Origin of the sequence: Streptomyces sp. NPDC058469, assembly GCF_042721125.1 — a bacterium.
Classification (GTDB): domain Bacteria; phylum Actinomycetota; class Actinomycetes; order Streptomycetales; family Streptomycetaceae; genus Streptomyces.
The window spans coordinates 26,902-51,948 of sequence record NZ_JBHXME010000004.1; the positions used below are offsets into that span (position 1 = coordinate 26,902).

33 protein-coding genes are annotated in these 25,047 nt (G+C 68.7%); 11 read left to right on the plus strand and 22 right to left on the minus strand.

Annotated features, from left to right (window positions below; translation table 11 throughout):
- The first annotated feature begins 38 nt into the window (after window positions 1-38).
- Window positions 39-476 carry a DUF2000 family protein gene (locus ACFWP5_RS03695; RefSeq protein ID WP_384149620.1) on the plus strand — a complete coding sequence of 146 codons (438 nt, stop codon included), beginning with the start codon at window positions 39-41 and terminating at the stop codon, window positions 474-476.
- 24 nt (window positions 477-500) lie between these two features.
- Here the strand turns inward: ACFWP5_RS03695 and ACFWP5_RS03700 are convergent, their stop codons facing one another.
- On the minus strand, window positions 501-1,766 hold the full coding sequence (locus tag ACFWP5_RS03700) for an MDR family MFS transporter (protein ID WP_384149623.1): 1,266 nt from the start codon (window positions 1,764-1,766) through the stop codon (window positions 501-503).
- 177 nt (window positions 1,767-1,943) lie between these two features.
- Between ACFWP5_RS03700 and ACFWP5_RS03705 the strand changes: the two genes are divergently transcribed.
- Window positions 1,944-2,705: a phosphoglyceromutase gene (locus ACFWP5_RS03705; protein WP_327403101.1), complete on the plus strand. Its 762-nt coding sequence runs from the start codon at window positions 1,944-1,946 to the stop codon at window positions 2,703-2,705.
- A 93-nt stretch (window positions 2,706-2,798) separates the two neighbouring features.
- On the opposite strand, the gene ACFWP5_RS03710 is transcribed toward ACFWP5_RS03705, so the two are convergent.
- From ACFWP5_RS03710 to ACFWP5_RS03775, 14 genes are all read right to left on the minus strand, one after another.
- A complete protein-coding gene (locus ACFWP5_RS03710; RefSeq protein ID WP_384149627.1) occupies window positions 2,799-4,022 on the minus strand; it encodes a tyrosine-type recombinase/integrase in 1,224 nt (407 codons plus the stop codon).
- 84 nt (window positions 4,023-4,106) lie between these two features.
- Complete coding sequence (locus ACFWP5_RS03715) at window positions 4,107-4,352, minus strand: helix-turn-helix domain-containing protein (protein WP_384149630.1); 246 nt, start codon at window positions 4,350-4,352, stop codon at window positions 4,107-4,109.
- 450 nt (window positions 4,353-4,802) lie between these two features.
- Complete coding sequence (locus ACFWP5_RS03720; protein ID WP_384150061.1) at window positions 4,803-6,278, minus strand: ATP-binding protein; 1,476 nt, start codon at window positions 6,276-6,278, stop codon at window positions 4,803-4,805.
- Between the two features lie 2 nt (window positions 6,279-6,280).
- Window positions 6,281-7,198 (minus strand): bifunctional DNA primase/polymerase, encoded by a 918-nt coding sequence (locus tag ACFWP5_RS03725; protein ID WP_384149633.1) that lies wholly within the window; start codon window positions 7,196-7,198, stop codon window positions 6,281-6,283.
- A gap of 91 nt (window positions 7,199-7,289) precedes the next feature.
- Window positions 7,290-7,754: a hypothetical protein gene (locus ACFWP5_RS03730; RefSeq protein WP_384149636.1), complete on the minus strand. Its 465-nt coding sequence runs from the start codon at window positions 7,752-7,754 to the stop codon at window positions 7,290-7,292.
- 204 nt (window positions 7,755-7,958) lie between these two features.
- Window positions 7,959-10,091, minus strand: coding sequence for an FtsK/SpoIIIE domain-containing protein (locus ACFWP5_RS03735; protein ID WP_384149639.1), 2,133 nt, complete (start codon window positions 10,089-10,091; stop codon window positions 7,959-7,961).
- 58 nt (window positions 10,092-10,149) lie between these two features.
- Window positions 10,150-10,455 (minus strand): hypothetical protein, encoded by a 306-nt coding sequence (locus ACFWP5_RS03740; RefSeq protein ID WP_384149642.1) that lies wholly within the window; start codon window positions 10,453-10,455, stop codon window positions 10,150-10,152.
- Window positions 10,452-10,622: a pRL2-8 gene (locus ACFWP5_RS03745; protein ID WP_384149645.1), complete on the minus strand. Its 171-nt coding sequence runs from the start codon at window positions 10,620-10,622 to the stop codon at window positions 10,452-10,454. Before ACFWP5_RS03745 ends, ACFWP5_RS03740 begins: the two co-directional genes overlap by 4 nt.
- Before the next feature lie 2 nt (window positions 10,623-10,624).
- Window positions 10,625-10,942: a hypothetical protein gene (locus tag ACFWP5_RS03750; protein WP_384149648.1), complete on the minus strand. Its 318-nt coding sequence runs from the start codon at window positions 10,940-10,942 to the stop codon at window positions 10,625-10,627.
- A 2-nt stretch (window positions 10,943-10,944) separates the two neighbouring features.
- Window positions 10,945-11,343, minus strand: a complete 399-nt coding sequence (locus tag ACFWP5_RS03755; RefSeq protein ID WP_384149651.1) for an RRQRL motif-containing zinc-binding protein — start codon at window positions 11,341-11,343, stop codon at window positions 10,945-10,947.
- 7 nt (window positions 11,344-11,350) lie between these two features.
- Window positions 11,351-11,533, minus strand: coding sequence for a hypothetical protein (locus tag ACFWP5_RS03760; RefSeq protein ID WP_384149654.1), 183 nt, complete (start codon window positions 11,531-11,533; stop codon window positions 11,351-11,353).
- The gene (locus ACFWP5_RS03765; protein ID WP_384149657.1) at window positions 11,533-12,459 is read right to left on the minus strand and encodes a DUF2637 domain-containing protein; all 927 of its coding nucleotides are present in this window, start codon (window positions 12,457-12,459) and stop codon (window positions 11,533-11,535) included. Before ACFWP5_RS03765 ends, ACFWP5_RS03760 begins: the two co-directional genes overlap by 1 nt.
- A complete protein-coding gene (locus tag ACFWP5_RS03770) occupies window positions 12,456-12,902 on the minus strand; it encodes a Pycsar system effector family protein (protein ID WP_384149660.1) in 447 nt (148 codons plus the stop codon). Before ACFWP5_RS03770 ends, ACFWP5_RS03765 begins: the two co-directional genes overlap by 4 nt.
- Window positions 12,899-13,168, minus strand: a complete 270-nt coding sequence (locus ACFWP5_RS03775) for a DUF6284 family protein (RefSeq protein ID WP_384149663.1) — start codon at window positions 13,166-13,168, stop codon at window positions 12,899-12,901. Before ACFWP5_RS03775 ends, ACFWP5_RS03770 begins: the two co-directional genes overlap by 4 nt.
- A gap of 464 nt (window positions 13,169-13,632) precedes the next feature.
- Between ACFWP5_RS03775 and ACFWP5_RS03780 the strand changes: the two genes are divergently transcribed.
- Together ACFWP5_RS03780 and ACFWP5_RS03785 are read left to right on the plus strand one after the other, a co-directional pair.
- Complete coding sequence (locus ACFWP5_RS03780; RefSeq protein WP_384149666.1) at window positions 13,633-14,391, plus strand: GntR family transcriptional regulator; 759 nt, start codon at window positions 13,633-13,635, stop codon at window positions 14,389-14,391.
- Window positions 14,372-14,980 (plus strand): GNAT family N-acetyltransferase, encoded by a 609-nt coding sequence (locus ACFWP5_RS03785; protein ID WP_384149669.1) that lies wholly within the window; start codon window positions 14,372-14,374, stop codon window positions 14,978-14,980. Before ACFWP5_RS03780 ends, ACFWP5_RS03785 begins: the two co-directional genes overlap by 20 nt.
- A 306-nt stretch (window positions 14,981-15,286) precedes the next feature.
- Here ACFWP5_RS03785 and ACFWP5_RS03790 read toward each other — a convergent pair whose 3' ends face one another.
- Complete coding sequence (locus tag ACFWP5_RS03790) at window positions 15,287-15,460, minus strand: hypothetical protein (RefSeq protein ID WP_384149672.1); 174 nt, start codon at window positions 15,458-15,460, stop codon at window positions 15,287-15,289.
- Window positions 15,461-15,547: 87 nt separating this feature from the next.
- On the opposite strand from ACFWP5_RS03790, the gene ACFWP5_RS03795 reads away from it, so the two are divergent.
- The 4 genes from ACFWP5_RS03795 (at window position 15,548) to ACFWP5_RS03810 (ending at window position 17,334) form a co-directional block, all read left to right on the plus strand.
- Entirely contained in the window at window positions 15,548-15,940 is a 393-nt protein-coding gene (locus ACFWP5_RS03795) for a DUF3883 domain-containing protein (RefSeq protein ID WP_384149675.1), read from the plus strand.
- 111 nt (window positions 15,941-16,051) lie between these two features.
- Entirely contained in the window at window positions 16,052-16,297 is a 246-nt protein-coding gene (locus ACFWP5_RS03800; RefSeq protein WP_384149677.1) for a hypothetical protein, read from the plus strand.
- A 36-nt stretch (window positions 16,298-16,333) separates the two neighbouring features.
- Window positions 16,334-16,651: a hypothetical protein gene (locus ACFWP5_RS03805; RefSeq protein WP_384149680.1), complete on the plus strand. Its 318-nt coding sequence runs from the start codon at window positions 16,334-16,336 to the stop codon at window positions 16,649-16,651.
- Between the two features lie 146 nt (window positions 16,652-16,797).
- Window positions 16,798-17,334, plus strand: coding sequence for a hypothetical protein (locus ACFWP5_RS03810; protein ID WP_384149683.1), 537 nt, complete (start codon window positions 16,798-16,800; stop codon window positions 17,332-17,334).
- Window positions 17,335-17,409: 75 nt separating this feature from the next.
- Here ACFWP5_RS03810 and ACFWP5_RS03815 read toward each other — a convergent pair whose 3' ends face one another.
- The 5 genes from ACFWP5_RS03815 to phoU all read right to left on the minus strand — a co-directional run bounded on the left by ACFWP5_RS03815 (window position 17,410) and on the right by phoU (window position 20,922).
- The gene (locus ACFWP5_RS03815) at window positions 17,410-18,795 is read right to left on the minus strand and encodes a S8 family serine peptidase (RefSeq protein WP_384149686.1); all 1,386 of its coding nucleotides are present in this window, start codon (window positions 18,793-18,795) and stop codon (window positions 17,410-17,412) included.
- Window positions 18,796-19,024: 229 nt separating this feature from the next.
- Window positions 19,025-19,216 (minus strand): hypothetical protein, encoded by a 192-nt coding sequence (locus ACFWP5_RS03820; RefSeq protein ID WP_384149689.1) that lies wholly within the window; start codon window positions 19,214-19,216, stop codon window positions 19,025-19,027.
- A gap of 165 nt (window positions 19,217-19,381) precedes the next feature.
- Complete coding sequence (locus ACFWP5_RS03825; protein WP_384149692.1) at window positions 19,382-19,630, minus strand: SCO4226 family nickel-binding protein; 249 nt, start codon at window positions 19,628-19,630, stop codon at window positions 19,382-19,384.
- A 170-nt stretch (window positions 19,631-19,800) separates the two neighbouring features.
- A complete protein-coding gene (locus ACFWP5_RS03830) occupies window positions 19,801-19,956 on the minus strand; it encodes a hypothetical protein (RefSeq protein WP_019062518.1) in 156 nt (51 codons plus the stop codon).
- A gap of 276 nt (window positions 19,957-20,232) precedes the next feature.
- On the minus strand, window positions 20,233-20,922 hold the full coding sequence (phoU, locus tag ACFWP5_RS03835; protein WP_266858549.1) for a phosphate signaling complex protein PhoU: 690 nt from the start codon (window positions 20,920-20,922) through the stop codon (window positions 20,233-20,235).
- A gap of 232 nt (window positions 20,923-21,154) precedes the next feature.
- Between phoU and ACFWP5_RS03840 the strand changes: the two genes are divergently transcribed.
- On the plus strand, window positions 21,155-22,408 hold the full coding sequence (locus ACFWP5_RS03840) for a sensor histidine kinase (protein ID WP_384149697.1): 1,254 nt from the start codon (window positions 21,155-21,157) through the stop codon (window positions 22,406-22,408).
- Window positions 22,405-23,085 (plus strand): response regulator transcription factor, encoded by a 681-nt coding sequence (locus ACFWP5_RS03845; RefSeq protein WP_009340348.1) that lies wholly within the window; start codon window positions 22,405-22,407, stop codon window positions 23,083-23,085. The genes ACFWP5_RS03840 and ACFWP5_RS03845 overlap by 4 nt, the downstream gene beginning before the upstream one ends.
- A 90-nt stretch (window positions 23,086-23,175) precedes the next feature.
- On the opposite strand, the gene ACFWP5_RS03850 is transcribed toward ACFWP5_RS03845, so the two are convergent.
- Entirely contained in the window at window positions 23,176-23,832 is a 657-nt protein-coding gene (locus tag ACFWP5_RS03850) for a DUF461 domain-containing protein (RefSeq protein ID WP_384149700.1), read from the minus strand.
- A gap of 611 nt (window positions 23,833-24,443) precedes the next feature.
- Here ACFWP5_RS03850 and ACFWP5_RS03855 point away from each other — a divergent pair.
- A complete protein-coding gene (locus ACFWP5_RS03855; protein ID WP_003953493.1) occupies window positions 24,444-24,926 on the plus strand; it encodes a CarD family transcriptional regulator in 483 nt (160 codons plus the stop codon).
- Window positions 24,927-25,047 lie beyond the last annotated feature (121 nt).

Here is a 25,047-nt window from a genome sequence, read left to right on the forward strand (position 1 = left end):
ACAAGACGGGGTCGTAGGGTGCTCGGCAGTCTCAGTGCATGAGCACTGACACGATCGCTGAACCGATGCGCTTCGACACCAAGATCGCCGTCCTGCTGCGGGAGGACCTTGAGCCCTGGCAGCGGCTGAATGTCACGTCCTTCCTGGTCAGCGGGCTGGGGACGCAGGTTCCCGAGGTGATCGGGGAGCCGTACGAGGACGCGGACGGGGTCAGGTACCTGCCGATGTTCCGGCAGCCGGTGCTGGTCTTCGAGGCCACGAAGGAGACGCTGACGGCGGCCCACGCGCGGGTTCTGTCCCGCGCCCTGCCCCGTGCGGTCTTCACGTCCGACCTGTTCGGCACCGGCAACGACCGGGACAACCGGGCGGCGGTACGAGCCGTCGCCACCGCCGAGCTGGATGTGGTGGGGCTGGCTGTGTACGGGCCGAAGAACGGGGTGGACAAGGTGATCAAGGGCGCACGGATGCATCCGTGAGAGGCCCGCGGGTGGGCGGTGGCCTCAGGCCGCGCTGACCTCGGGCTCGGCCGCGGCCGGTGTTTCCACGCCCATCGCCCCACTCGCGGGAAGCCCCCGCATCAGCGCCCCGTACCCCACCGCCGCCCCCGTCCCCACGACCGCGCACATCCCCCACAGCCACTCCGCGCCGAAGTGGTCGATGACGAAACCGGACATCAGCGGTGCGACGAGCGCGGCGACCGCCCAGGACAGGATGTACATGCCCTGGTAGCGGCCGCGTCCCTGGACCGGGGAGAGGCGGACCACGAGGCCCGTCTGGGTCGGGGCGTTGATCATCTCGCCCAGGGTCCACACGCACACCGTGAGGGCGAAGACGCCGACCGAGCCGGCGAACGCGGTGAGCCCGAAGCCGTAGCCCGCGAGGATCGAGGAGACGACCAACAGGCGCTTGGCGTCGCGGTGTTCGATGAGGCGGGTGACCGGGATCTGGAGGGCGACGATGAGGAAGCCGTTGACGGCGATCGCGGTGCCGTAGTCGGCGGGCGTGAACCCGGCCTCGCCCATCGCGACCGGCAGTCCGACCGAGCCCTGCTGGAAGACGAGCGCGACGAGGAAGGACAGTCCTACGACGCTCATGAACCGCCTGTCGCGCAGTACGGTCCGCAGTCCGACCGCTTCGGTGGGTTCCTTGCCGTCGGCTGTCGTCGGGGCGGTGGGCCGGGACTCGGGCAGCCGTAGGAACACGACGACCGCGCAGACCGCCGTCATCCCCGCCTCCAGCAGGAACCCGGCGCGGTAGCTGACCTCGGCGATGAACCCGGCGGCCATGGAGGATATGGCGAAGCCGAGGTTGATGGCCCAGTAGTTGAGCGAGAACGCGCGGACCCGGTCCTCGGGGCGCACGATGTCGGCCATCATCGCCTGCACCGCCGGGCGGGACGCGTTGCTCGCCGCCCCGACGAGGCACGCTACGGCGGCGATGGCGACCGGGTCGTGCATGAAGCCGAGCAGCGCCACGGACGCGGCGGTCGACGACTGCGCGACGAGGAGGGTGGGACGGCGGCCGATCCGGTCGGTCAGCACGCCCGAGCCGATGGAGGAGACGACCCCGCCGAGGCCGTAGAGCGAGGCTACGAGACCGGCGTAGGTGGCGGAGTAGCCGCGGTCGAGGGTCAGGTACAGGGCCATGAAGGTCGAGACGAACGCCCCGAGCCGGTTGACGAGGGTGCTGGTCCACAGCCACCAGAACTCGCGGGGCAGACCGGAGACGGTTTCCCTGGCGGCACGTCTCAGGGCGGCGAGTGACATGGATCGATCCCCCACGGTCGGACAGGTGTGTACGTGGCGCGTAAGTGGCTCATGCGCTGAGCACAACTTACGAACGGGGCGGCCCGGGGGACCACTCAATTAACAGAAGCCGTCAACTGTGGGGCTGGGGGGCGGGCGCCAGGCGGTGGCCCGAATGCGTGGATTACGCTCTGAGGCATGGCCGACGCACCGTACAAGCTGATCCTCCTCCGCCACGGCGAGAGCGAGTGGAACGCGAAGAACCTGTTCACCGGCTGGGTGGACGTCAACCTGAACGAGAAGGGCGAGAAGGAGGCGGTCCGCGGTGGCGAACTCCTGAAGGACGCCGACCTCCTCCCCGACGTGGTCCACACGTCCCTCCAGAAGCGCGCGATCCGCACGGCCCAGCTGTCGCTGGAGTCCGCGGACCGCCACTGGATCCCGGTCCACCGCAGCTGGCGCCTGAACGAGCGCCACTACGGCGCCCTCCAGGGCAAGGACAAGGCCCAGACCCTCGCGGAGTTCGGCGAGGAGCAGTTCATGCTCTGGCGCCGTTCCTACGACACCCCGCCCCCGCCCCTTGAGGACGGCACGGAGTTCTCCCAGTCGGACGACCCGCGCTACGCGACGATCCCCCCGGAGCTGCGCCCCCGCACGGAGTGCCTGAAGGACGTCGTCGTCCGCATGCTCCCGTACTGGTACGACGGCATCGTCCCCGACCTCCTCGCGGGCCGCACGGTCCTGGTCGCGGCCCACGGGAACTCGCTCCGCGCCCTGGTCAAGCACCTCGACGGCATCTCCGACGCCGACATCGCGGGCCTGAACATCCCGACGGGCATCCCGCTGGCGTACGAACTGGACGCGTCCTTCAAGCCGGTCAAGCCGGGCGGGACGTATCTCGACCCGGATGCGGCTGCGGCCGCGATCGAGGCGGTCAAGAACCAGGGCAAGAAGAAGTAGGTTTTGTGATCATGCCCCCGACCTGCGCATACGGCGCGGATCGGGGGCATTTTCACGGCCTGGGCCCTCTGTGGGACCTCAGCGCGGGGGCTCTTACGTCGGTCGGAGTGCCTGAGCGAGAGCCTTCCGGGCGCGGTCCCGACTGCTCGGCATGAGGTGCGCGTACACCTTCAGCGTCAGACCCGGGTCGGAGTGCCCGAGGTACTCACTGACGGCCTTGATGCTCTCTCCCGCGTCCAGCAGAACGGACGCGTAGAAGTGCCTCAGGGCGTGCATGCCGTGCTCCCGCGCGGCAGCGTGCTCGCGGCTCTTGGCCTTCGGGATGACGCCCGCCTTGGCGAGAGCGGGCTTCCAGTGGTCTTCGTTCAGCGATGTACGCCAGACGTGCCCACCGTTGGGCCCGCTGAAGATCAGACGCTTCGTCACGGGCTGGCCGTTCGCTCGCATCCACGGCAACGTGATCTCCACGGGCGGGAAGCGCTTGATGTGTTCCTTGAGTGCTTCCGCCACGGGATCGGGCAGAGGCACGTCACGGAGCTTGCCGCCCTTCGGGGGCGCGAACACGGCCTTGCTCAGGCTCAGTTTGAGCTGCTGCACCACGTGCAGGGTGCCATTGTCGAAGTCCACCTCGTCGACGCACAGTCCGAGGATCTCGCCTTGGCGTAGTCCGCAGCCGGCGCCCATGTCCACCATGGGCCGGAAGCGTTCGACCATGGCGGCCCGCATGGCGATGACACGGTCCGGCTGCCACGGCACGACGCGGCGCGTGCCCATCTCGGGGAGCGCCACCGTGCGCGAGTTGCAGGGGTTCCGGCGAAGGTAGCCGTCCTCTACGGCTGCGGAGAGCACGGCCCGGACGTTGGAGAAGATCACGCGGGCGTACGCGCCGGACATGCCGGACGCTTCGAGCTGCGTCACGAACTCGCGGATGTGGCTGGGCTGGAACGACCCGAGCGCTCGTGACCCGATGCGCGGGAAGGCGTGCAGCTTGAGTTGGGACTGCATTGAGGCGCGGGTGTTCGGGTCTCCGCTCTGGCTCGCGAGCCACCCTTCCGCGAACTCCTGAAACGAGGTCTTGGACGCGTTCGGGTCGATGTAGTCGCCGCGAGCCACGTCCGCAGTGATTTTACTCAGCCACTGCTCAGCCAGCCGCTTCTGTCCGTCGGGGAAGGACTTGCCCTTGCGCTTGCCGTCGGGGGCGAAGTAACGGGCCCGGTAGCGCATGCCGGTCCCGTAGCGCTCTGTTTTGACGCGGGTGGTCTTGCCGTTGGTGTCGGTCTCGGTCCTGTACCAGCGGTCTTGGATGCTGCCTGCCATGCGGGGCGTTCCCATCTGTGCGTGGAAAGGGAGGGCCACGGTGTGGCCCTCCCTGGGGTGTTGAGCTGTGTTGTTGGGGTTGTGTCAGGCGGCGGTCTGGTCGGCGGCCATGCGCTGGGCGATGTAGGCGTGGACGATGGTGGGGTCGTAGCGCACGTGCTTGCCGATGCGGAAGCTGGGCGGGCCGGTGTGCTTCCTGCGCCACTGGTAAACGGTCTCTTTGGGGACCTTGAACAGGGTGGCGATGTCGTCAGGGGTGAGGTACTGGTCCGGGAGGCCGCTGCGGAGGATCGCGCGGGGGTCGGGTTGAGCGGAGGGGATTCGGTTCATGGGTTCCTCGGGGGGTGTCGCGCCGGCTTTGAGGGTTCTCGGACCCTGTACCTGTCCGAGGTACGGATTGCTGCGTCACCCGCGCCATCAGCGTCATTGGGGGGTCTGACCTGCGGTTTTGGGTGACGTGGCGGATCGACTCTGCGTCACCCGTGCGTCATCGTCTGCGTCATCGGGTGACGCAGGTGACGCAGGATGACGCAGAGTTGGCCGTCTGCGTCATCGCTGTTCGTGCAGGTCAGCGGCCGTTTTCCGGCTCGGGTGACGCGGGTGACGCAGGGTCTTCCTACTTAGGACAAAGAAGGGGCTGCCTGTAGTACTTGGGTGCCCCTTACAGAGCGAAGAAGGAGCCGCTTCGCGGCACGACCTTGGGGCGGCTGCGCCGAACAGCAAGAGGAGCACGCCGCCCGGGTGCTCCTCTTGCTGTTCGTCTGAACGTGCAGGTCGCGGTCAGAACGCCCGCGTCTGCTCGTGCGGTACTGGAGGGAGTGCGCGGGTCATTTCGAGGTAGCGGCCCGCCTTCGTGCGGCCCGCGTCGACCAGCACACCCCGGGCGGCGAGGGTGGGTTGGAGGCGCTTGAGACGGTCGGAGAGGACTTTGCCGGTGGTCGGCCACCCCTTGGGCAGGGGACGGCAGTCGTCGCCGCTATAGCGGAGGCTGAGGCACGCAAGCCACTCCGTGGACGTCATCTGCTGCGCCTCGCCCGGCTCGATGGTCTCGGCATGCAGGAGAACGGTCTGCGCGAGGAGATCACCCTCGATCACGTCGTCGTTCAAGTCGTCCAGACTCGCCCGGTAGGCGGGGAGCGCTCCGAGTCCGGTCGCGGCGTCGAACTGCGCGCACAGGTGCGCAAAGTCCGCCATGCGCAGGTCGGTAGGGGTCTCCGCCTCCATGGCGCGCACCTTGACCGTGAGGTCCAGGAGCGAGCCGAGAACGACGGGGAGAACCTCCGCGTAGTCCCTCCACAGTTCGGCTTCGGTGCGCCGGACCTTGGGTCGTTCCAACCGCAGGGGTAGGAGCCGGTCCGCGAGGTCGGGGCGGATGACACCGACGTCGATCCCGGTCAGGAGCAGGGGGCGGCGGTAGCCGACGCGGAAGACGTCCCCGTCGGTGAACAGGGCCCGCTTGACGCTCTCGGCACCGGTCACGATGCAGCACATCGCGTCCGACAGATCCGGGGTCACGTGGGAGAGGTTGTCCAGGGCGGTGACCCATCCCGCAGCCACGGCCGCGATCAGGTTCTCTTCATCCTTCGGGGCCCGGCGCAGGTCCCCGCTCATGCCCTCGATGATCCGGACCAGCATCCGCCCGCCCGTGGACTTCCCGGCGCCTTGGGGGCCGGTGAGGAACGGGGCGGGGACGGGCACGGACGGTCCGAGGCAGCCGATCAGCCACGCGATGGCCAGGCACTCGGTCTCCGCGTTGGCGAAGTTGCACAGCCGCATCAGCAGGTCGATGCCCTTGCCGTTGGTGTCCTTGACGGGCAGGGGGAGTTCGCCGGTGAGCTGAGTGCGCCGCCAGCACACTTCCTGCGGGTCGGGCACGGTGATCTCCCACCCGGTGGGGTGGATACGCACCGACTGCCCGTCATCACGTCCCAGGTCCAACCAGGTCGCCCCGTCGTATCCGGGGGCGACGCGGATGTTCACGGCGTGCGTGTCCTCGTACAGCGCGAGTGCTTCGATCAGGTCCAATGCCTCTTTGAGCGCGGTGCCGTTGAACACGCCGACCCCGTCCCGGTACATGCCGACGATGAGTTCCTGTCGGTGGCTTCCGGTGGTGCCCTGGGAGCGCATCGGGCGGGCCACGGGGTGGCCGTTGCGCTGCGCGTACACGGTCCCGTCAGCGGTGCGGAAGTAGCGGAAGTGGGATTGCGCGTAGTCCGCGATGATCTCGCGCGCGGGGTTCTTCTCGTCCTCGGACATGGTCACAGTCCCAACGTGGTCAGGGCGTTGGTCCACGCGTCGGTGCAGTGCCGGACCGATTCGCCCTTGGCCTGCGCGGCGGTGAACAGCCGGGCGACGTGCGTGTCGGTGAGGCAGCCGCACCGCCCGTGAGTGGACAGCACCGCGAGGAACGTCCGGTACACGGTGGCGTGCACCGCCTCACGGGCGCCAGTGATGCGCTGCTCCGCCATGGCGATCCCACGGTCCAGAAAGACGGGCGTGCGGTGGCGGCACTCTCCGCCTTGGCCTCCCAGGGGTGCTGAGAGGGTCTGTGGCGCCCGGCGGGCCGCCGGGGGGTCCGTTAGTGCCAGAGCGCGCACAGAGCCCGGGAGAGCGGCCATGGCGCCGGTGCCCCATCCGAGCCAACGGGCGTACGCCATAAGGGACTTGACGTCGACCCCGGGCCGGGCGTTGTTGCGGGAGGGCATGACGCCCCGGTAGATCCAGTGCTCACCCCGGGTCGTCGGCACGGTCCTCGTGGCGGGCAGCGCCTCGCGGGCCCATGCGATGGCCGCCGCGTTGTCGAGGTCGACGACGGTCAGGCCGGCGCCGCCGGGGTGGTAGGCGACCGCTGCCGCCTGCCGCCATGCCGCCGCCCACTGGGGGGAGTTGAGGATGTGCGGGTCGGTGGTGGCGGCGGCCCACGCGTGGCAGGGAGCGGGGCACTGGCAGGGGCCGGGGGCTTTCATGTTCGGCCGGCCGCCGCACGTGTTCTTCGCGCAGGTGCGGCAGTTGCCGAACGGGACCTTTCCCGCCCGCAGGGGCAGCACCGGGACGTCAGCCGCCGCGAGATCGAGCGCGGTGCCCAGCAGGGGCGTGACGGCGGTCATGCAGCCATCTCCCACGCGGGGGTGAGGGCGGCGAGCGCGCTCTCGCCGAATGTCGATCGGTTGCGTCATGCTGGGTGACCTCCAACAGGTCTGTTGAGGACGGGTTGGGCAAGGGCGACCCCGCTTCTTTGGCGAGATGGAGGGGTCGCCCTTGGCGTAGCTAGCTGTGGAAGTGGTTGCGCTTGAAGATCGCTTTGCGGATGTTGACCGTGCTCCCGCCCTGGTGGCCGCGTGTGCTGAAAACCTGCACGGCGATCCACCCACCGAAGATCACGGCCGCGAGGGTGATGAGCTGAGTGATCAGCGCGGTCAACGCCGTGATGAACGCGGTCAGCATGAGCAGCCCGCCGCACACGGCGAGGAACCCGACGCCCCCGAGCGCGATGTTCACTGCCGCGCGGGAGACGGGCGGCTTGGCGACGAACGGTTCGGGCTGCACGGGGTTGATGGCGTAGCCGGTGACGACGCGGCCGTCCGGCAGGACGATGCTCGCCACGGACGGGATGCTGCCCGGCTGGACGGGAACGAGCGGTGCCGACGCCATGGCGGCGGGGGCGATGGGGGCCGGGTAGTGGACTTCCACGGCCCGTTCGGCGGGCGCGTGGCGGGTGGGTTCGGGGTACATGCGGAATCCCTTCCGAACATGGGTCAGGGAGGCAGACACACCCCCTTACTGGGGGCGCGTGGAGGGGGTTTTCGGGGGCTGGCCTGCGGGTCCTCCCTGCCTCCCTGAACGATCATTCGTGCAGGTCAGGGGAAGGGAGGCGGGTCAGGGAGGCGTTGAGGGACTTCTCCCTGCCTCCCTGACCCGCCCGGGGTCGGCTCCCTGTCATCCGTCGGCGGAAGCGGAACCCTCGGTGGCGATGTAGGCGTCGCGGTTGGCGAGGGCGCGCAGGACGCGGTCACGGCCGACGACCATGCGGCCGTCCGACTTGTACGGCTCGGCTCCGGTGCCGTCCAGGACGCGCTTGAGGTCGATGAACGACCACTTCCCGTAGGCGTCCGCGTTCAGCGCGGCGAGCCGCTTGAGGACGTCTTGGGTGAGCACCCGGGAGGCGTCGCCGACCACGGAGGCGATGTCCGCGAGCGGGTCGCGGTCCTCGCCCCGCTCGATGACGGTGAGCGTGGTGACTCCGTCGCGCAGGGCCTTGGCGCGCTCGATGATGGCCTCGGCCGCGTCGTCGTCGACGTAGTGCGTGCGCACCGTGATCGACGACTGACCCTTCGGGATGTCGATGCCCGACGAGGCGACGACGAGGGTTCCCTGATCCAGGCCGGGGCGCAGCAGGTTCGGTGCGGCCCCGCCGTCGACGGCCTTGTCCCCCAGCGCCATCCGCGCCTGGGACTCCGTGCCCAGGGCGAGCGAGGCACGGGTGTGCGCGCCTTCGCGGACGAGCTTGGGGAGGTTCTGGTCGGTGGGGTCCTGGGTGCCCTGCCACATCAGCACGTTCACGGCACGGCCCTGGTTGTGGATCTTGCGGACGGCCATGAAGTAGCGGGAGGTGGCCTTGGAGCCGCCGTAGAAGCGGCCCTCTTCGTCCTTGAGCGGGCACATGAACGCGACCTGCGCCTCGTCGACCAGCACGATCAGGGCGGGGAACACGGTGCCGGGCGCGGCCATCAGACGGCGGTTCATCTCGTCGACGGCGCCTTCGACCATCTCGGTGACTTGGATGACGTGCTCGTCGGTCGGCCCCTGGATCAAGGTGGTGGCCACGCCGTCGAACATCTTCCAGTCACCGATGCCCTTGAGGTCGCCCATGAGGAACTGCACCGACTTGTCGAGCGCGAGCCACAGGGCCAGGGAGCGCAGGGCGACGGTCTTGCCCTGGTTGGACAGACCGGTGATGAGCAGGTGGCGCTGATACACGCTCAGCGCGGCAGCGTCCCCGCGCAGGTCCTGCCCCCACGGGGCCTTGCCCTTGGTGTAGTCGGCGGTCATCGTCTCGTCGGTGACCAGCGGAGACGGCCCGATCGGTTCGTCCAGCGCCCCCGAGTCCGCGACCCACAGGCGGACCGTGCGGGCGGCCTGCGGGATGGTGATAAACACCTCGTGCTCGTGCCGGGTGAGGTTCTCCGCCAGCTTGCGCCGCTTGTTCTGCACCTCGTTGGTCGACACCCCTGACGGCAGGGTGACGTCGACTTCCACGCCGCATCCGGCGATCCGGATCGGTCCGAGCATCGCCGCGCCGGCGTCGCCCATCTCCTTGATGGCGTTGCGCAGCGCGGGCACCCCGAGGTCGCGCAGGGCCTTGACGACGATGGACGGAGTGATCGGCTCACCCTCGCCGGAGCGGACGTTGGCGGGGAGCGCCCACTGGGGTGCGGCCTGCTGCTTGCTGCCCACGCTCCACAGGGCGAGCAGCGCGAACAGCGGACCGAGGACAACGGCAGTGGGCCAGATGATCTGCACGATCCGGATCAGGGTCGCGATGAAGTCGATCGTCGCCTTCAACGGCGTGATGACATCGGTGACATCGTGGGTGTTGATGGCCATCACGACCCCCAGCGCGACCAGCACCCCGACGCTCACCCCGGTCCCGACCGCGAGACCCTTCGCGGCCTCTACCGGCGAGTGGAGCAGGTCCATGCGGCGGTGGTGGCGGGCGGCGCGGAAGCGCTGCAACCGCTCCTCCCACTCCTCCGCCAGCTCCAGGTTCCCCGCGGCTTCCGCCGCGCGGATCATGCGCTCGTAGCGGGCCCCGGTCTTGCCGTCCCAGGTGCGGCGGGCCACGATCCGCCCGCCGTTGAACGTGTAGAGGCTGTGCCGGGCGACCGCGCGGGCGGCGCTGCGGGTGTTCTCGTGGGTGACCGCTGTCTTCACGGCATGGCCGGAGCGCACCCACAACGGGACCAGGGGCGCCGGCGGGGCGTCGGGAACCACGGTCAGCACCGTGGGCGTCCCGTCCGGCTCGGGGCCGGTGGGCGGGGTTTTGACGAGGCGTACGACGTTCTCGGACATGCGGGAACTGCTCCTGACTGCCCTGTGAGGGGCGGGAGTTCGAGGAAAGGCGCAGGGGTCAGCGCTGGTGCCGGGTGCGGTTCTCGGCGCGGCTGAGCTGGGACGGGTCCAGTCGCGGACCGTCGAACCAGCAGAACGGGCGGATCGTGTCGGCGGCCTTGAACACGCGGATCGCCGCACCCTCCGGGGCGTCGGGCAGGGCGTAGACGCGGCCCCCTTCCAGGGAGGCGAGGATGCGGGCGCCGTGGTGCTCGCATCCGTCCGCGCCGGCGCCCGCCGTGTCCAGCACGGTCACGGCGGGCGGCCCGTCGCAGGGGGTGGGGTCTTCCGGGTGGGCGGCGGGGCAACGGCGGTCCATGCTCACCACCAACTCGACTTCTTCTTGGGCACGATGTACGGGCAGCCGTTGTTCATGTGGTTCACGCACTGCGGGCAGTCCTGGCGGGGGCGCAGGTGGCGGTGTATGCGCTTGTCGTTGGCGTGCTGCCAGCACTGCGGGCACTCACCGGGCGGCGTTTCCGTGGCGGCCATGGTCACCACCACCCCGATGCCTTCTTCGCGGCCTTCTCGCGGGCGGCTTCGGTGATCAGGCGCAGCTTCTCGCCGTGCAGGGCGGTCAGTTCGGCGTTCAGCCGCATCTCGGCGGCGGAGCCGGTGGTCTCGATCTGCTGTTCCGCGCGGCCGGGGTTCTTGCCGCGTACGACCTGGTAGGAACCGCCGGCGATGGCGCGCGCCATGGCCCGGCGCTCCGAGCCGTTCAGCGGCCACCACTCGCCCTTACGGACCGCTTCCAGCTTGTTCGCGGTCTTCTGGATCTCGCGGTCCAGGCGGCGGATCTCGGACTTCGACACGGTCAACTCCCGTCCGGAGCAGGGGTGTTGGTGGGGTAGGCGCACAGCACGCACATGCCGAGCGAGCGCGGCATGCAGTAGCTGTAGATGACCTGGCACTCGGGACACGTGCGGCGAGCGAGCATGGCCAGCGCGAGCGCGCCCCACTTCCGCGACGTCATCGGCCGCACGGGCTTCGCCAGATCGATGCGGTACAGGTAAGCGACGCGGACCGTGCCGGAACGGCGGTTGATGCGCATGACCTGCGCCGCTATCGGCTGACCCCCCGGACGCAGGCCACGCGCCCTCAACTGGCGGCGGGTGGCGTACTGCTCGTCACTGGGGGCGTACTTCCAGGGGAAGGTGGGGACGCCGTAGCGGGCACCGCTCGGGTCGAAGCACTTGCCGTAGGCAGCGGACATGACGGCGTCAGCTCGCTTTCGGCTTGCGGCGGCGGTTGGGGGTGGCCATCGGGCCCGTGGGGGAGTCGCCGGGCCGGACCCCTGCGCGCCCCCACATGCCCGGCGACTTGCCGGCGGGGTTGATCGGACCGGGGTCCGGGCGGGTGATCTCGTCGTCCTTGCGCGGGGTCTTGTCCCGCCACATGCCCATCAGACGGCCCCCGTTCCCAGCTCAGGGACGGTCGTGGCGCGCTCGGCAAGGATCGTGTCCCGCAGCATCCGGGCGTTGGCCGGCGACGTGCGGATCGCACGGCGGATGCCCTCAGCGGTCACCTTCGCGTCCGGCAGACCAGCCATCGCGGCACGGGCCTCATCGAGCAACTGCGCCTGTGTGCGCTTGGGCTGGGCCGACCGGGCAACCTCCGGCAGTCGACCCGTCGCCCGGCGGGCGGGAGTCGATGCCGCCGCGACCGTGCGCTTCGGAGTCGACCCGATCGGCTTGACCGGACCTGACTCGATCGCGGGTACGGGCTTCAGGGGGAGAGCCGACTTCAGGAACCCGACCGGCACCGGATCGGCCAGCCGGATCGGGTTCACCGCGAGGGGCGGGGTGATCGGTTCCGGGGTCGATTCGGGCAGGTCAGCCATAGACCGTTTGATTGCGGTCTCGGTAGATTTCTCCATATTTGCGATCGGGGTGGGAATCGGGGCGGGTTGGTGGTGCAGCACCTTCGCGACGAGATCGGAACCGAAGTAGATCGACCCGACCGGAAGCGACGTCGCCAGCAGGACCAGAGCCCAGTTGGCGGGGTCCCATTCGGCGAGGCGTCCCCAGTCGACCGTGGCGCCGTGCAGCGCGGGAACGAGGCCGTGGACGTAGTTGAGGACCAGGGAGGCGCCGGTGTAGGTGCCCAGCACCCGCAGCGCGAACTTCCGGTCGTTGCCGGCGAGTACGAGGGTGGCGACGAGGGCGAGGGCCATCAGGCCGTCGACCACGAACGGGTACAGGGTGGCGGCGGTGTGGTCCGCGCCGATCGCGTTGGCGATGTCCCGCAGCGCGTTCCAGGACACCCGGAACGCCATCCCGACCACCACGACCAGCGCAGTGATGAGCAGTCCCTTCCCGAAGCGGTTCACCACGCACCTCCCGCCGTGATCAGCAGGGCGAGGATGAGCAGGGCACCGCCGGTGAGGGTCAGGTCGACCGCGCGGCGCAGGCAGGTGAACTTGGCGACCGCCAGGCGGGACAGGCCCGCGATGTCGGCAGCAAGGTCATCGGACACCGCGTCGGCGATCTCCTCGGGGGTGAGGGTGGCCCACAGCGGGAAGCCGTGCCGGCCGCTCAGGTTGGGACGCGTCGACCGCAGCAGCAGCCCCGCCGCGCCGACCAGCAGCCCCATGCCGAGCGCACCGACCACCACGGCGGGCGGGGTGAGCGGGAGGGAACTGGCGATGGTCCAGGCGCCGGCGAGGACCGCGCCGACGAACGCCAGCAGTAGCCCGGTCTTGTTGTCGGTCCGCGCGATCTCCGCCTTCACCTCAGCGTGCGCGGCGGTCAGATTCTGGTCGGTGGTGGTCATGCGCCCACCTCCGGAAGCATCCCGCCAGTGCTGCGGTTGGCCTGCTCGCGCTGGGCGGTGAGCAGCCGGCGCCAGGCACGGCGGATACGCTGCGAGTCCAGCTCACTCGGGGTGCGGTCCAGGGTGATGATCTGCGCGTCGATCAGGCCGACGTCCGCCAGGATGACGGGCATCTCGGCGTCGATCGCGTCCAATTCCGCGTTGGTGGGCTCAAGCCACGGGGCGAACGCGGTAACAGCCTCTTGAACAGTGACGATGTTGCTCATTGGGTCGTGGTTCCTCTCGAAGGGTGAACGGCCCGAACAGCACCCCCGGAGTGCCAGCTCCGGGGGTGCGCGCCGTTGGGGGAAGAGCCGCGCGAGGCGCGCGGCGTGACCGCTGAGCGGCGGTCGGAGTGCCCCGGGCGGGATTCGGTCCCGCGCCCTCGCGGCGTGGATGCCGGGGCTGTGAGCACTTGGGCTCACATCGACCCATCGACCGCCCGTGTGCAGGCGGCTGGATCGGCACTCTGTTGAGTTCTCAAGTAACGGCCGCTTCCTTCGTACTCACCCCTGTGGGGCTTTCCTCTGGGCAGTCCTACGGTAAGGCTGTACGTGACACCCCGTCTGGCTTGTCTGGAGGAGTGCCGTGACAGAAGACTGCACGACTCGGACTTGGAGAGTCAAGCCCCCTGGTCTAACTTGTACGGAGGAGTCGGAGCAGAGGGGAAGTCTTGTCAGTGCGACGCGGTATGACGAAGGCCCAGGAAATCGCCTACGACCTGCGGGAACAGATCCTGTCCGGGGCGCTGAGCGGGGGTGAGACGCTCCCCAGCGAATCCAAGATGATGAGCGAGTACGGCTACAGCCGCGAAACCATCCGCTCCGGCGTACGCCTCTTGATTGAGGAAGGTCTGGTCGTCACGGGACAGGGGCAAGGGAAGTATGTCCGCGAGGACTACCCGCCCGTGGTGTGGAACTGGACGACGCTGGAGAGCCGGAGCCGCCACGCTAACGCGGTCGAAGGGCGGACCGCCGGTGACCAGTGGGCGAGCGTGATTGAGGAGGGCGGGAACGCCCCTCGTCAGGACATCACTGTGTCGATCGTCGAGCCTCCGTCTCATGTACGCGAGCGCCTCGAACTACCCGCCGACGGCTTGGCCGTGGCGCGCAAGCGCATCCGGTACATAGACAACCGGCCTTACGCGCTCGCTGACTCGTACTTCCCTCAGGAACTCGTGATCGGCACGCCTTTGATGGAGCCCCGAGACGTCTCCGCACCCGGCGGCATCCTGGCCTCCGTGGGACTCGTCCAAGCCAAATACGTGGACGAAATCTCAGTGCGCATGCCGACTCGACCGGAGGCTGAACTACTTGCTCTACCTGCGGCAACACCAATCGCTGAGCACACCCGAACGGGCTATGACGCGGAGGATCGCCCCCTCCGCTGCATGGTCACCATCCTTCCCGGAGACAGGCACAAGATCCTCTATGAAGTCAGCACGGACTGAGTACCTCCGCCCTGCAGCGGCGGAGGATGTACCCGCCCTCTTGGCCCTTCGAGAGGAGGCAGAAGGGTGGTTGCGCACCAAAGGCACGGACCAGTGGAGCGACCCAGAGACAGGTGAACGGGCCATTGCCAAATGGCGCGCCAGCATAGATGAAGGGCGTGCATGGGTCGTCGTTGGCGAGCAGGGCAGCGTGCTCGCGACTGTCAGTCGCGGCCCCGTTGACCGTGACTTCTGGACGGATGTCGACCGCCCCGAGTCAGGGCTGTATCTGTACAAGCTGATGGTGGCGCGCGAAGCGTCCGGCCGGCACCTCGGCACACGGGTCATCGACTGGATGTCCCGCCTTGCAGCGCTTGAAGGTCGAAGATGGGTGCGTATCGACACGTGGCGCACCAATACGGGACTTCACGCCTACTACGAACGGTTGGGATTCAAGCACGTACGCACCGAGGAGCCGTCCCATAGGCGGTCGGGATGGCTTGCCCAACGTCCGGCGGGTGAGGTCACCTTGCCGCATGACCTCCTGGCGGTTGGTCCCCATGACGGGTACGGAGGCGGGACGGCGGGTGCGGGCTGCTCCTCTTCGTGAGCGAGGGTCCGGGGCGATACCGCCGGGCCCTCTCTGGGCCCTCCAAGGACGACCAACGACGACAGATAACAACGACCAACGACCGCCCGACCGCAGGTCAGTTGGGGTGCACCCCCCTCTGACCAGGGCCGGAAAACGGGCCCGCCAGACCCAGGGCAAGAAGAAGTAAGCAGCACGCTGCCCATTGCACGCCTTCGGCCCCCTGCCTGCGAGTTCTTCGCGGATGGGGGGTTCGTTGCTGTGTCGGTCGGGGGCGCGGGTTGCCGAGTGGGCCGTTCTCAGGGACGACGGGGCGTTCTCAAGGCTTCAGGAGCTCGGCGGCTGCCGTTCCCCCGTCTCGGCCCGCGCCCCCGCCTCGCGGAGCGCCACGACCGCTGTCTCGGCGTCTGCCTGCGGTACGCCGTCGCAGACCAACTCGAAGTACTCGAGGTACTCGGCGTACTCGGCGTACTCGGCGTACTCGGTGTGCTCGGTCACCATCGCTTCTCTCCGCGGGATCCATGGCTTCAGCTTCCCAACTCACAGGCCCGCACGGCACGATGACGTCGCAGGAACTCAGGGGGTGCCGTGGGGAACAGAGAGACCGAACAGGCCGCGATCACACATGTGTTGGCCTTGGAACGGGCCGCCGGGCGCGATCCGAGGGACGTGCGTACATCGGGCCTTCCATACGACGTCGACAGCGTGCCCCGCATGATCGAGGTGAAGGCGTTCAGCCGCTCGGCGCGCAGCGAGACGCTGCCGCTGGAACACCGGCAAGTCGTGGCCGCCAAGGCGAATCCCGAGCGCTTCCACCTCTACGTGGTGGACAACCTCGCAGGCCTGGATGGAATCGAGATCGGCGTACGCGTCCTGCACGGCGAGGTTCTCCTGGCGATGATCGAACGCTCCCGACCCCAGATCACTCACTGGCCCACTTTCAGGGCGGCGGAGTACGACGAGGCGGAGCGGTTGGGCTGAGCCGCGTCCGCTCTCCGGGTCCTCAACTGTGCGGGGGCAGGGCGGTGTTGAACCCGCACGACGTCCAACAGGTCCTTGGCAAAGAACCCGTCCCCCTGTCACGATCAAGCCGTGGACGACCTTTCGAGAGTCACGCGGTGGGTGGACGTCTCCTCCGACCTGGTGGGTCCGCCGGTCAGCGTCCTGCTGCTGGTGATGGAGATCCAGATCTACCGCGACGGGGGCTCCATCGGCTGGCCCATCGCGGGATCGGTACTGCTCCTGATCAGCCTCTACGTGGTCGGGCGCCGGTTCGCCCGGCATGCGAAGCGGCGGAGTGCCGCAGCGGCCACCCCAACTCCGGCTGACCGTGCATGAATTGCGTGAATTGAGAGAACTGTGACGCTGCGGTTCATGGGCTGGTCCGTAGTCGCGGTGGGGTGTGCGCTGGTCCTCGCGTGGCTCGGTGGCCGGTGGTGGGAGCGGGCCAGGGTTCGTAGGGGAGCCGGTGCCGACGGTGATCAGGGTGCGCGGCCCTCCTGGGCGTGGTTTCCCCTCCTCGTCGGCCTGGAGATGATCGGCGCCGACCTGCCGCGCCTGCTGTACGCGTCCCACGCCGTCGTCATGGTCGTGGACACCCTCAACCTCGTCATGGCGGTCACGACGCTGGTCCTCGTTCTCCGGGCCGGGCGCCGCTTCTTTCGGGGGCGGGGTCTTCGCACCCTTGAGTGACTCGCATGACGGTGCCCGGTTATTTCTTGTCATTACGTAGATACGGGATGTGACCGAGCGGGAGGATGAACGCGCGGCGCAACTCGCTCGCCCTGTGAGCCTGTTGCCGTCGCCGTCCACACGCACTCTCGGGGGGAAGAGCACCCATGGCGAACCAGTACCCCGGACCACCGCCGGAGCAGCCGCCCGGACAACCCGGTCAGAACCCCTACGCCGCCCCGCCCGGTGGTCCCTACGCCGAGGGCGCCTACGGCTATCCCACAGCCCCCACCTACGGCTACCCGCAAGCCGTACCGCAGCCGCAGCCGTACTCACAACAGCAGCCCCAAACCCCCTTCGCGACACCGGTGTTGACCCTCGGTGACATCGCGGTCAACGGTGACACCATCGTGAGCCCGGCCGGGCCGATGCCGCTCAGAGGCGCGGTGTGGACGGCCACCGACATGTCCCGTACGGAGGAGAGGATTCCGCCGCATGCGATCGTGCTGGCGATCCTGTTCTTCCTGCTCTGTTTCATCGGGCTGCTGTTCCTCCTGATGAAGGAACGCGTCACCACCGGCTTCGTGCAGGTCAGCGTCAACAGCGGCGGCCGGCACCACTCCACGATGATCCCCGTGCAGTCCCGCGACCAGGTCGTCCACGTGCTCAACCAGGTCACGTACGCCCAGTCCATCAGCGTGTGAACCGTGTGAACCGCGTGAACAGGAAGACGGCCCAGGTGGTGTACCTGGGCCGTCTCCGGATGCGTCAGCGTGGCCTCAGCGCCGGCTCGCCCGCGCCAGCGCCGGTACGAACCGCAGCGCGTCCACCGTGCCCACGCCCGTCGCCATGTCGTAGCCGTTGACCGCCGTGTAACCGGTCACGCCCGCATACGTGTTGTTCGTGCCGTCGTTCACGTCGACGATGCCGTTGCCCTTGGCGCCGTGCTTCGCCAGCGTGTACAGCGCCGAGTTGATGTTGCCGACCCGGTGCCCCGCCGCCTGGTCCGCGAGGGCGACGATGCCCGAGAAGAGCGGGCTGGCCTCGCTCGTGCCGCCGTAGACGTCCCAGCCGACGGCCGTCGGGTCGAAGCTGGAGTACGTCCACGCGCCGCCGTTGACCGCGGCGGCCATCGAGACGTCGGGGGTGGCGCGTTGGGCGCCCACGATGCTCTTCACGCCGTTCTGGAACGACGGGCGGGCGAACACGTGGGACTGGCCGCCGCCGCCCGCGCCGTAGTCGTTGTAGACGCTGTCCGGCGTGACGCGGTCGCCCTTGTCGTTCAGGTGGAGCTGCGTGCCGCCGATCGACGTGACCAACGGGTCCGAAGAAGGCCAGGAGTTGACGGGCTTGTCGTAGAAGGCCGAGCCGTCCGCGTTGTAGTCGGTCGCGCCGCCGTCGCCGGAGGAGGCGAGGACGGTCACGTGCTTGCGGTTGGCGTCCTCGAAGGCGTAGCGCAGCTTCTTGATGCTGGAGAAGTCGCCCTGGTCGAAGCCGGGGAAGGTGTTCTCGGTCGCGCCGAAGCTCTGCGTGATGACGTCGCCGACGCCGTGGTCGATCAGGTACTTCTCGGCGTTCATCATCTCCGGCAGACCGGTGACGCCCTCGGTCTCGGCGACCGCCGTCTCCACCAGCACGATCTTCGCGTCGGGCGCGACCGCGTGGGCCATCTCGACGTCCAGGGTCGTCTCGCCCGCCCAGCCGGTCATGTCCGCGTTCGTCGGGTCGAAGACCGGGACCTTGCCCCACTTGACGACATTCACCTTGGCGCTGTGCATGCCGAACTGCTTGCTGTACGTGTCGAGATCGTGCTGGATCGTCGGCGAACCGAACGAGTCGACGATGACGATCGTGCGCCCCTTGCCCGTAATGCCCTTCCGGTACAGGGAGTTGAGGTTGTACGCGGTGCGGTACTGCAGCGGGTTGTAGCAGGCGATCTGCCACTTGGCCTCGCACTCCGCGCTGGAGAGCGGGGTGGGCACGTCGCGCGCGAGGGTGTGTCCGGCGATGGCCGGGATCGCCTTCGTCTGCGGTACGGCGGCGGGCGCGGCGCTGGTGACGCCGGCCAGCGGCGCGGTCGCCAGCGCGGCGACGGCGAGGGTGGCGGTGGCGGCCGTGGAAGCGGCGATGCCACGCCGACTGGGCCGGGTGCGGGCTATGTGCATGAATCCCCCCTGAGTGCTGCGGAGTTCGCCCGGCCGTCAGCCGGACGAAGTAGTCTCCGCGCATCTCATCGAGTGAGACATGCACAGGACAAGACTGTTGGACTGTCGATGCCGAACCCTTTGCCCAAACAGCACCAAAGGCTCGAACGCCCCTGCCGATCCGACCTGTTGACTCGGTTGAACCGGCTCAGATGCAGCGACTCACATGTGGCGGCTCACATGTGGCGGCTCAGGCCGCGGATCCGGCCAGCCGCCGGAACGCCTCCGTCGTGCCGGGGTGCGCGATCTCGTCCAGCAGGTGCCGCCACTCGGGGTCGCCCGCGGCGGGGTGCGCCTGGTCCCACGCGGCCAGCAGCGGCGCGAGGGCGTTCTCGCCGGGGACCGTGGTGGAGCCTGCGTTCGTGAACTGCGGTGATTCCATGGGACGTTCCTTCCGGACGAGGGACCCGAGGGGCGGGGGACCTTGGCGACCGGCTGCGAACCGGCTGACTTCTACGATGCCTTCGCCCACCCGCAGGAACCATGGAGCGCCCCACCCGATGGAGGGTGGGGCTGGCCGTACCCCGATCCGGTGGGGCGCCGGTCGTCAGATCGAGTACGGCACCGCGTGCACCTCGTCCGCCCGGTGCCCCGCGCGTTCGTGGACACGCTGGACCGCGTCGGGCGACGGGGCCTCCGACAAGCAGTAGACGGTTCCGCTCTCCGGGTCCGCCCAGGCCCGCTCGAAGTGGACGCCCTCGTCCTTCTCCACGGCGAGATCCGCCTTGTGGGCCTCCATCAACTGGTCGGCCGTGATGCCCTTCATTCCGTGGTGTACGTCCATGTACTGAGCCATGGTCGCGCACCTCCTTCCCTTCCGACTTCCCCCCTCCATGCTGCGCCCGTACGGCGTCCCCGGCGACCGTGCGGAACGATCGATACGACACCGTCCCGGCCACGGCGAAGGGGCCCGGTGCCGTGAAGCACCCGGGCCCCTTCGCCGGGATCAGAGGTTCTGTACGTCGGTCAGCCGCACTGGCACGGATTGCCGGACTGGCAGCCGCAGCCGCAGCCCGAGCCGCAGCCGCAGGCGCCGAAGAGCGGGAGGCTCTTGATCTCGGCGGGCTGTTGCGTCTCGCGCTCCTGCGTCGGGTCCGGCGTCGTGGCGGGGGATTCGGCCATGGGTCCTCCTAGAGGCTGGTGCCTGTGCCCATTGGATGCCCGCTTCGCCGGGCGCATCAACGGCGCATTGAGGCTTCCCCCGCAAGCCCCCCGGGCCGGAGGCCCACGCCTCCTCGCCCCGCACCCGGCCCTCTCTGCAGGCTGGGGTCATTCCTAACCAGTCAGATACCAGGACAGTGGTTAGATTCGCCCCCGGCTTCCAGCGACCCCCCGCTCGGTACGGCGAGCCCGGGCCTTCGGGGCGGAGCGGACAGAGCGGGTGGAGCGGGTGGAGACCTACGCCCCCTCCGCCCCCGTGACCGGCTGGATGTCCGGCTGCAGCTCGTCCGCGTGCTCACCCGTCACCAGGAACACCACACGCTTCGCGACCGAGACCGCGTGGTCGGCGAAGCGCTCGTAGTAGCGGCCGAGCAGGGTCACGTCGACCGCGGTCTCGATGCCGTGCTTCCACTTGTCGTCCAGCAGGTGCTGGAAGAGCGTGCGGTGCAGAAGGTCCATCGCGTCGTCGTCCTGCTCCAGCTGGAGCGCGAGGTCGACGTCCTTCGTGATGATGACCTCGGCCGCCTTGGCCATCAGGCGCTGGGCGAGCTGGCCCATCTCCAGGATGGTCGCGTGCAGGTCGTGCGGCACCGCGCGCTCCGGGAAACGGAGCCGGGCGAGCTTCGCCACGTGCTGGGCGAGGTCGCCGGAGCGCTCCAGGTCGGCCGACATGCGCAGCGACGTGACGACGATGCGCAGGTCCGTCGCCACCGGCTGCTGCCGGGCCAGCAGGGCTATGGCCCGGGCTTCGAGGTCGTGCTGGAGGTCGTCGACCTTCTTGTCGGCCTCGATGACGCTCTCGGCCAGCTTCAGGTCGGAGTCCAGGATGGCCGTCGTGGCGCGTCCGATCGCCGACCCGGTCAGCCGGGCCATCTCCACCAGACCGTCACCGATCGAGTCAAGTTCCTCGTGGTACGCGTCCCGCATCAGGGTTCCCTCTCCTACGTTTGCTTCGGGGGTCAAGGGGCTCAGGGGGCCTGGGCCCGTGACTAAAAACCGGCCCTTCCACCCCACGCTCCCACGTTCCCTCTCCTACGCGACGGTTTCCGCCAACCCAAATGAACCAATACTGGCTCCAAGGTGAACTCTGGGCGACGAGTGTTCGAGGTCGCACTCCGATGGCTGTGGCCAGGAGGTATCCCATGCCTAACCTGGGGGCATGGACGTGAACGCGGCGGTCGCCGCAGCGGCAGCGATCGCCGGGGTGCTCACCGGTGTCATCGCCATGCTGGCGTTCCGCTGGAGCGAACGCGACCAGAAGCGACCGACCAGGACCTCCCTGCATACGGACCCGGTGCTTCCGCCGGGTGTGGACACCGTGCTCTCGGTGCTCCGCTCCTCGGCCGTCGTCCTCGACGAGGCGGACGCCGTGGTCAAGGCCAGCTCGGCGGCGTACGCCCTCGGACTGGTCCGCGGCGGAAAACTCTCTGTCGACCCGATGCTCCAGATGGCCCGGGACACCCGGCGCGACGGCGAGATACGCCAGGTCGAGCTGGATCTGCCCCGGCGCGGCACCGGCCGCGGGGAGGCCCTCGCGGTCTCCGCCCGGGTGGCGCCGCTCGGCTCCCGGCTCGTCCTGCTCCTCGTGGAGGACCTCACCGAGGCCCGCCGTATCGAGGCCGTACGACGTGACTTCGTGGCGAATGTCAGCCACGAACTGAAGACCCCCGTCGGCGCGCTCTCCCTCCTCTCGGAGGCGGTCATGGACGCCTCCGACGATCCTGAGGCGGTGGAGCGTTTCGCCGGCCGGATGCAGATCGAGGCCACGCGCCTGACCAATCTCGTGCAGGAGCTCATCGACCTGTCGCGGGTCCAGAACGACGACCCCCTCGAAGACGCCGAACCCGTCCGCGTCGACGAACTCGTCGCCGAGGCCATCGACCGCTGCCGGCACCAGGCCGGCACCAAGCAGATCACCATGGCCGCCGGCGGCACCGCCGACCTGCACGTCTACGGGAACCGGGGCCAGCTGGCCGCGGCCCTCGGAAACCTGGTCGAGAACGCCGTCAACTACTCGCCCGCCCGCACCCGCGTCGGCATAGCCGCACGCCGGGTGGCCGCGGGCGGCGGCGACCACATCGAGGTCGCCGTGACCGACCAGGGCATCGGCATCTCCGAGAAGGACAAGGAGCGCGTGTTCGAGCGCTTCTACCGTGTCGACCCGGCCCGCTCGCGGGCCACCGGCGGTACGGGTCTCGGACTGGCGATCGTCAAGCACGTGGCCGCCTCGCACGGCGGGGAGGTCACGGTGTGGAGCTCCGAGGGACAGGGCTCCACGTTCACCCTGAGGCTGCCGGAGGCGGGTGCGGCCCGCGACCGTGCCCACCAGCACCCCGACCTCGACGACGAGGTCGAGGCGTCCCCTGAACCATCCCCGTACGAACCGCTTCCCGCCCCGGAGGTCCTTCCGTGACCCGAGTGCTTGTCGTCGAGGACGAGGAGTCCTTCTCCGACGCCCTGTCGTACATGCTCCGCAAGGAGGGCTTCGAGGTCGCCATCGCGACCACCGGGCCCGACGGACTCGACGAGTTCGAGCGCAACGGCGCCGACCTCGTCCTGCTCGACCTGATGCTGCCGGGGCTTCCCGGCACGGAGGTCTGCCGCCAGCTGCGCGGCCGCTCCAACGTTCCGGTGATCATGGTCACCGCCAAGGACAGTGAGATCGACAAGGTCGTCGGCCTGGAAATAGGAGCCGATGACTACGTCACCAAGCCCTTCTCGTCCCGCGAGCTCGTCGCCCGTATCCGGGCCGTCCTGCGCCGCCGCGGCGAGCCCGAGGAAGTCACCCCCGCCGCCCTCGAGGCAGGTCCGGTCCGCATGGACGTGGATCGCCACGTGGTCACGGTCTCCGGCTCCAAGGTCGACCTGCCCCTCAAGGAGTTCGACCTGCTGGAGATGCTCCTGCGCAACGCGGGCCGCGTACTGACCCGCATGCAGCTCATCGACCGCGTCTGGGGCGCCGACTACGTGGGCGACACCAAGACGCTCGACGTCCACGTCAAGCGCCTCCGCGCCAAGATCGAGCCGGACCCGGGCGCGCCGCGCTACCTGGTGACGGTCCGCGGCCTGGGCTACAAGTTCGAGCCGTAAACCGACTACCAGGCCTTAGGCACTGCGTACGACGAAGGGCGGGACCTCACACAGAGGTCCCGCCCCTCGTCGTACGCGTACTACGGCCGCTCAGCCGGTCGTGGTGGCCGACTCCGTGGCCGTCGCGCTCGCGGAGGCCGAGTCGGTCGGCGTGGCCGACGTGCTCTTGCCCGGCTTCGGAGAGCCGGAGGTGGTCGCGGAGGCGCCCGGGGCCGCCGTGGGGATCGAGGTCGGGCCCCACTTGGTGAAGTAGCTGTCGGCCGGGACGACGAACGCGCTCAGGCTCACGCCACCGGTCGTGCTGAGGGTGAAGGTGACCTTCTGGGCGTTGCCGTCCTGGAGGCTGCCGCCGGGGCTGGCCAGCGCGGCGGAGGCGTTGCCCTTGCCGCCCAGGACGAGCGAGCCGCCGGCCGGGACGACCAGCTTGCCCTTGCCCTTGGCCGGGGTGAGCGTGACCGCGCCCGCGCCGTCGACGCTGACGGAGTCCAGGGTCTGGTTCGTGGTGCCGGTGTTGAACACGGTCGCGGAGATGACCGCCGGACCCGCGGCCTCGGTGCCGGACTCGGTGAGGGGCTGGGTGATGACGAGCGCGTTCTGCACCTTGATGACGCCGACGGAGACGGCCGCGTTGTCCGGCTTGACCTCCAGCGTCTGGGCGTCGTTGCCGGCACCGCACGCGGCGAGCGAGGCGATCGAGAACGCGATGGCGGCGGCGGCGAGGGCGCCGCGTCGAAGGCTGCTGCTCACGGCGGCGGCTACTCCTTGAACGTGGGCGGAGCAGGGCGACTCTCGAATAAAGCCGCCCTAAGTGTCTGTCAGCGGCCTTAGGTTACCGAGCCGTTCCCGCACCACCGCACCCGACCCTCCCCCAACCTCACCTGTCTTCGTTCGGACCGGGGCCACCCACGTCCCACAAGTGACTCACGGGTCACTTGTGCCCGGCACTCGTCCGGCATTCACATAAGCAGCTCAGACGTCTGTCGGCGGATTTTCCGTGAAGAATGCACGGCACCTCGGAGAATTGATCACCGGCATCTCGACGGGCCCCGGTGATCAATTCCGGATTCGCCTCGCACCGGGCTCCACCATCCGAACGGAGTAGCGGAAGTCGAGCACTTGGAACCAGACATTTAGGGACGTTCATCCGGTTGGAGGTGCCTCCGGATGTGTGTAACGTACGCGTTTCACCTCACCCGGAGAGCTGCTCCGACCTGCGAATACCCTCTTCCGCTCGGCCTCCGCAGCACGTTCCTGTTGCTGTTGTCAAGCCCCGAGATGTGCCCTGACCTGCGAAAACGCCATTCAGAACCCGCAGTTTCCGTGTTACCCTGGATAGCCACGGAAGGGGTACCTGTCACATGACGTTCAAGGTTGGCGACACCGTGGTCTATCCCCATCACGGGGCCGCGCTGATCGAGGCTATCGAAACTCGCCAGATCAAAGGCGTGGACAAGACCTATTTGGTGCTGAAGGTCGCTCAGGGTGACCTGACGGTGCGTGTGCCAGCGGACAATGCGGAGTTCGTCGGCGTACGTGATGTGGTCGGTCAGGACGGGCTGGACCGGGTCTTCGAGGTGCTGCGCGCTCCGTATGCCGAGGAGCCCACGAACTGGTCGCGTCGTTACAAGGCAAATCTGGAGAAGCTCGCCTCCGGCGATGTCATCAAGGTCGCGGAAGTCGTCCGTGACCTGTGGCGTCGTGAGCGCGAGCGCGGACTCTCCGCAGGTGAGAAGCGCATGCTCGCCAAGGCTCGCCAGATCCTGGTGAGTGAGCTCGCGCTCGCGGAGAACACGAACGAGGACAAGGCCGAGGCCCTGCTCGACGAGGTTCTCGCGTCCTGACGCAGGCGACTGGTACGCCCTGCTCAGCACACTGATAATGCCGTGGTGCCCGATGACAGCTCCCTTGTCGCCGGGCGCTTCGGCATGTCTCGGAGGAATTTTCCGACCCCGACTCCGCCTT

What these genes read in the sequence shown, in the direction of transcription:
- ACFWP5_RS03725 (WP_384149633.1), bottom strand. Translation starts at nt 7,198, where the DNA reads ATGACGCAACCGATCGACATTCGGCGAGAGCGCGCTCGCCGCCCTCAC.
- ACFWP5_RS03735 (WP_384149639.1), bottom strand. Translation starts at nt 10,091, where the DNA reads ATGTCCGAGAACGTCGTACGCCTCGTCAAAACCCCGCCCACCGGCCCC.
- ACFWP5_RS03715 (WP_384149630.1), bottom strand. Translation starts at nt 4,352, where the DNA reads ATGAACCGAATCCCCTCCGCTCAACCCGACCCCCGCGCGATCCTCCGC.
- phoU (WP_266858549.1), bottom strand. Translation starts at nt 20,922, where the DNA reads ATGCGGGACGCGTACCACGAGGAACTTGACTCGATCGGTGACGGTCTG.
- ACFWP5_RS03780 (WP_384149666.1), top strand. Translation starts at nt 13,633, where the DNA reads ATGACGAAGGCCCAGGAAATCGCCTACGACCTGCGGGAACAGATCCTG.
- ACFWP5_RS03840 (WP_384149697.1), top strand. Translation starts at nt 21,155, where the DNA reads ATGGACGTGAACGCGGCGGTCGCCGCAGCGGCAGCGATCGCCGGGGTG.
- ACFWP5_RS03855 (WP_003953493.1), top strand. Translation starts at nt 24,444, where the DNA reads ATGACGTTCAAGGTTGGCGACACCGTGGTCTATCCCCATCACGGGGCC.
- ACFWP5_RS03815 (WP_384149686.1), bottom strand. Translation starts at nt 18,795, where the DNA reads ATGCACATAGCCCGCACCCGGCCCAGTCGGCGTGGCATCGCCGCTTCC.
- ACFWP5_RS03760 (WP_384149654.1), bottom strand. Translation starts at nt 11,533, where the DNA reads ATGGGCATGTGGCGGGACAAGACCCCGCGCAAGGACGACGAGATCACC.
- ACFWP5_RS03710 (WP_384149627.1), bottom strand. Translation starts at nt 4,022, where the DNA reads ATGGCAGGCAGCATCCAAGACCGCTGGTACAGGACCGAGACCGACACC.
- ACFWP5_RS03770 (WP_384149660.1), bottom strand. Translation starts at nt 12,902, where the DNA reads ATGACCACCACCGACCAGAATCTGACCGCCGCGCACGCTGAGGTGAAG.
- ACFWP5_RS03720 (WP_384150061.1), bottom strand. Translation starts at nt 6,278, where the DNA reads ATGTCCGAGGACGAGAAGAACCCCGCGCGCGAGATCATCGCGGACTAC.
- ACFWP5_RS03700 (WP_384149623.1), bottom strand. Translation starts at nt 1,766, where the DNA reads ATGTCACTCGCCGCCCTGAGACGTGCCGCCAGGGAAACCGTCTCCGGT.
- ACFWP5_RS03830 (WP_019062518.1), bottom strand. Translation starts at nt 19,956, where the DNA reads ATGGCCGAATCCCCCGCCACGACGCCGGACCCGACGCAGGAGCGCGAG.
- ACFWP5_RS03805 (WP_384149680.1), top strand. Translation starts at nt 16,334, where the DNA reads ATGGGCTGGTCCGTAGTCGCGGTGGGGTGTGCGCTGGTCCTCGCGTGG.
- ACFWP5_RS03810 (WP_384149683.1), top strand. Translation starts at nt 16,798, where the DNA reads ATGGCGAACCAGTACCCCGGACCACCGCCGGAGCAGCCGCCCGGACAA.
- ACFWP5_RS03775 (WP_384149663.1), bottom strand. Translation starts at nt 13,168, where the DNA reads ATGAGCAACATCGTCACTGTTCAAGAGGCTGTTACCGCGTTCGCCCCG.
- ACFWP5_RS03705 (WP_327403101.1), top strand. Translation starts at nt 1,944, where the DNA reads ATGGCCGACGCACCGTACAAGCTGATCCTCCTCCGCCACGGCGAGAGC.
- ACFWP5_RS03785 (WP_384149669.1), top strand. Translation starts at nt 14,372, where the DNA reads ATGAAGTCAGCACGGACTGAGTACCTCCGCCCTGCAGCGGCGGAGGAT.
- ACFWP5_RS03825 (WP_384149692.1), bottom strand. Translation starts at nt 19,630, where the DNA reads ATGGCTCAGTACATGGACGTACACCACGGAATGAAGGGCATCACGGCC.
- ACFWP5_RS03790 (WP_384149672.1), bottom strand. Translation starts at nt 15,460, where the DNA reads ATGGTGACCGAGCACACCGAGTACGCCGAGTACGCCGAGTACGCCGAG.
- ACFWP5_RS03695 (WP_384149620.1), top strand. Translation starts at nt 39, where the DNA reads ATGAGCACTGACACGATCGCTGAACCGATGCGCTTCGACACCAAGATC.
- ACFWP5_RS03745 (WP_384149645.1), bottom strand. Translation starts at nt 10,622, where the DNA reads ATGGCCGCCACGGAAACGCCGCCCGGTGAGTGCCCGCAGTGCTGGCAG.
- ACFWP5_RS03820 (WP_384149689.1), bottom strand. Translation starts at nt 19,216, where the DNA reads ATGGAATCACCGCAGTTCACGAACGCAGGCTCCACCACGGTCCCCGGC.
- ACFWP5_RS03755 (WP_384149651.1), bottom strand. Translation starts at nt 11,343, where the DNA reads ATGTCCGCTGCCTACGGCAAGTGCTTCGACCCGAGCGGTGCCCGCTAC.
- ACFWP5_RS03730 (WP_384149636.1), bottom strand. Translation starts at nt 7,754, where the DNA reads ATGTACCCCGAACCCACCCGCCACGCGCCCGCCGAACGGGCCGTGGAA.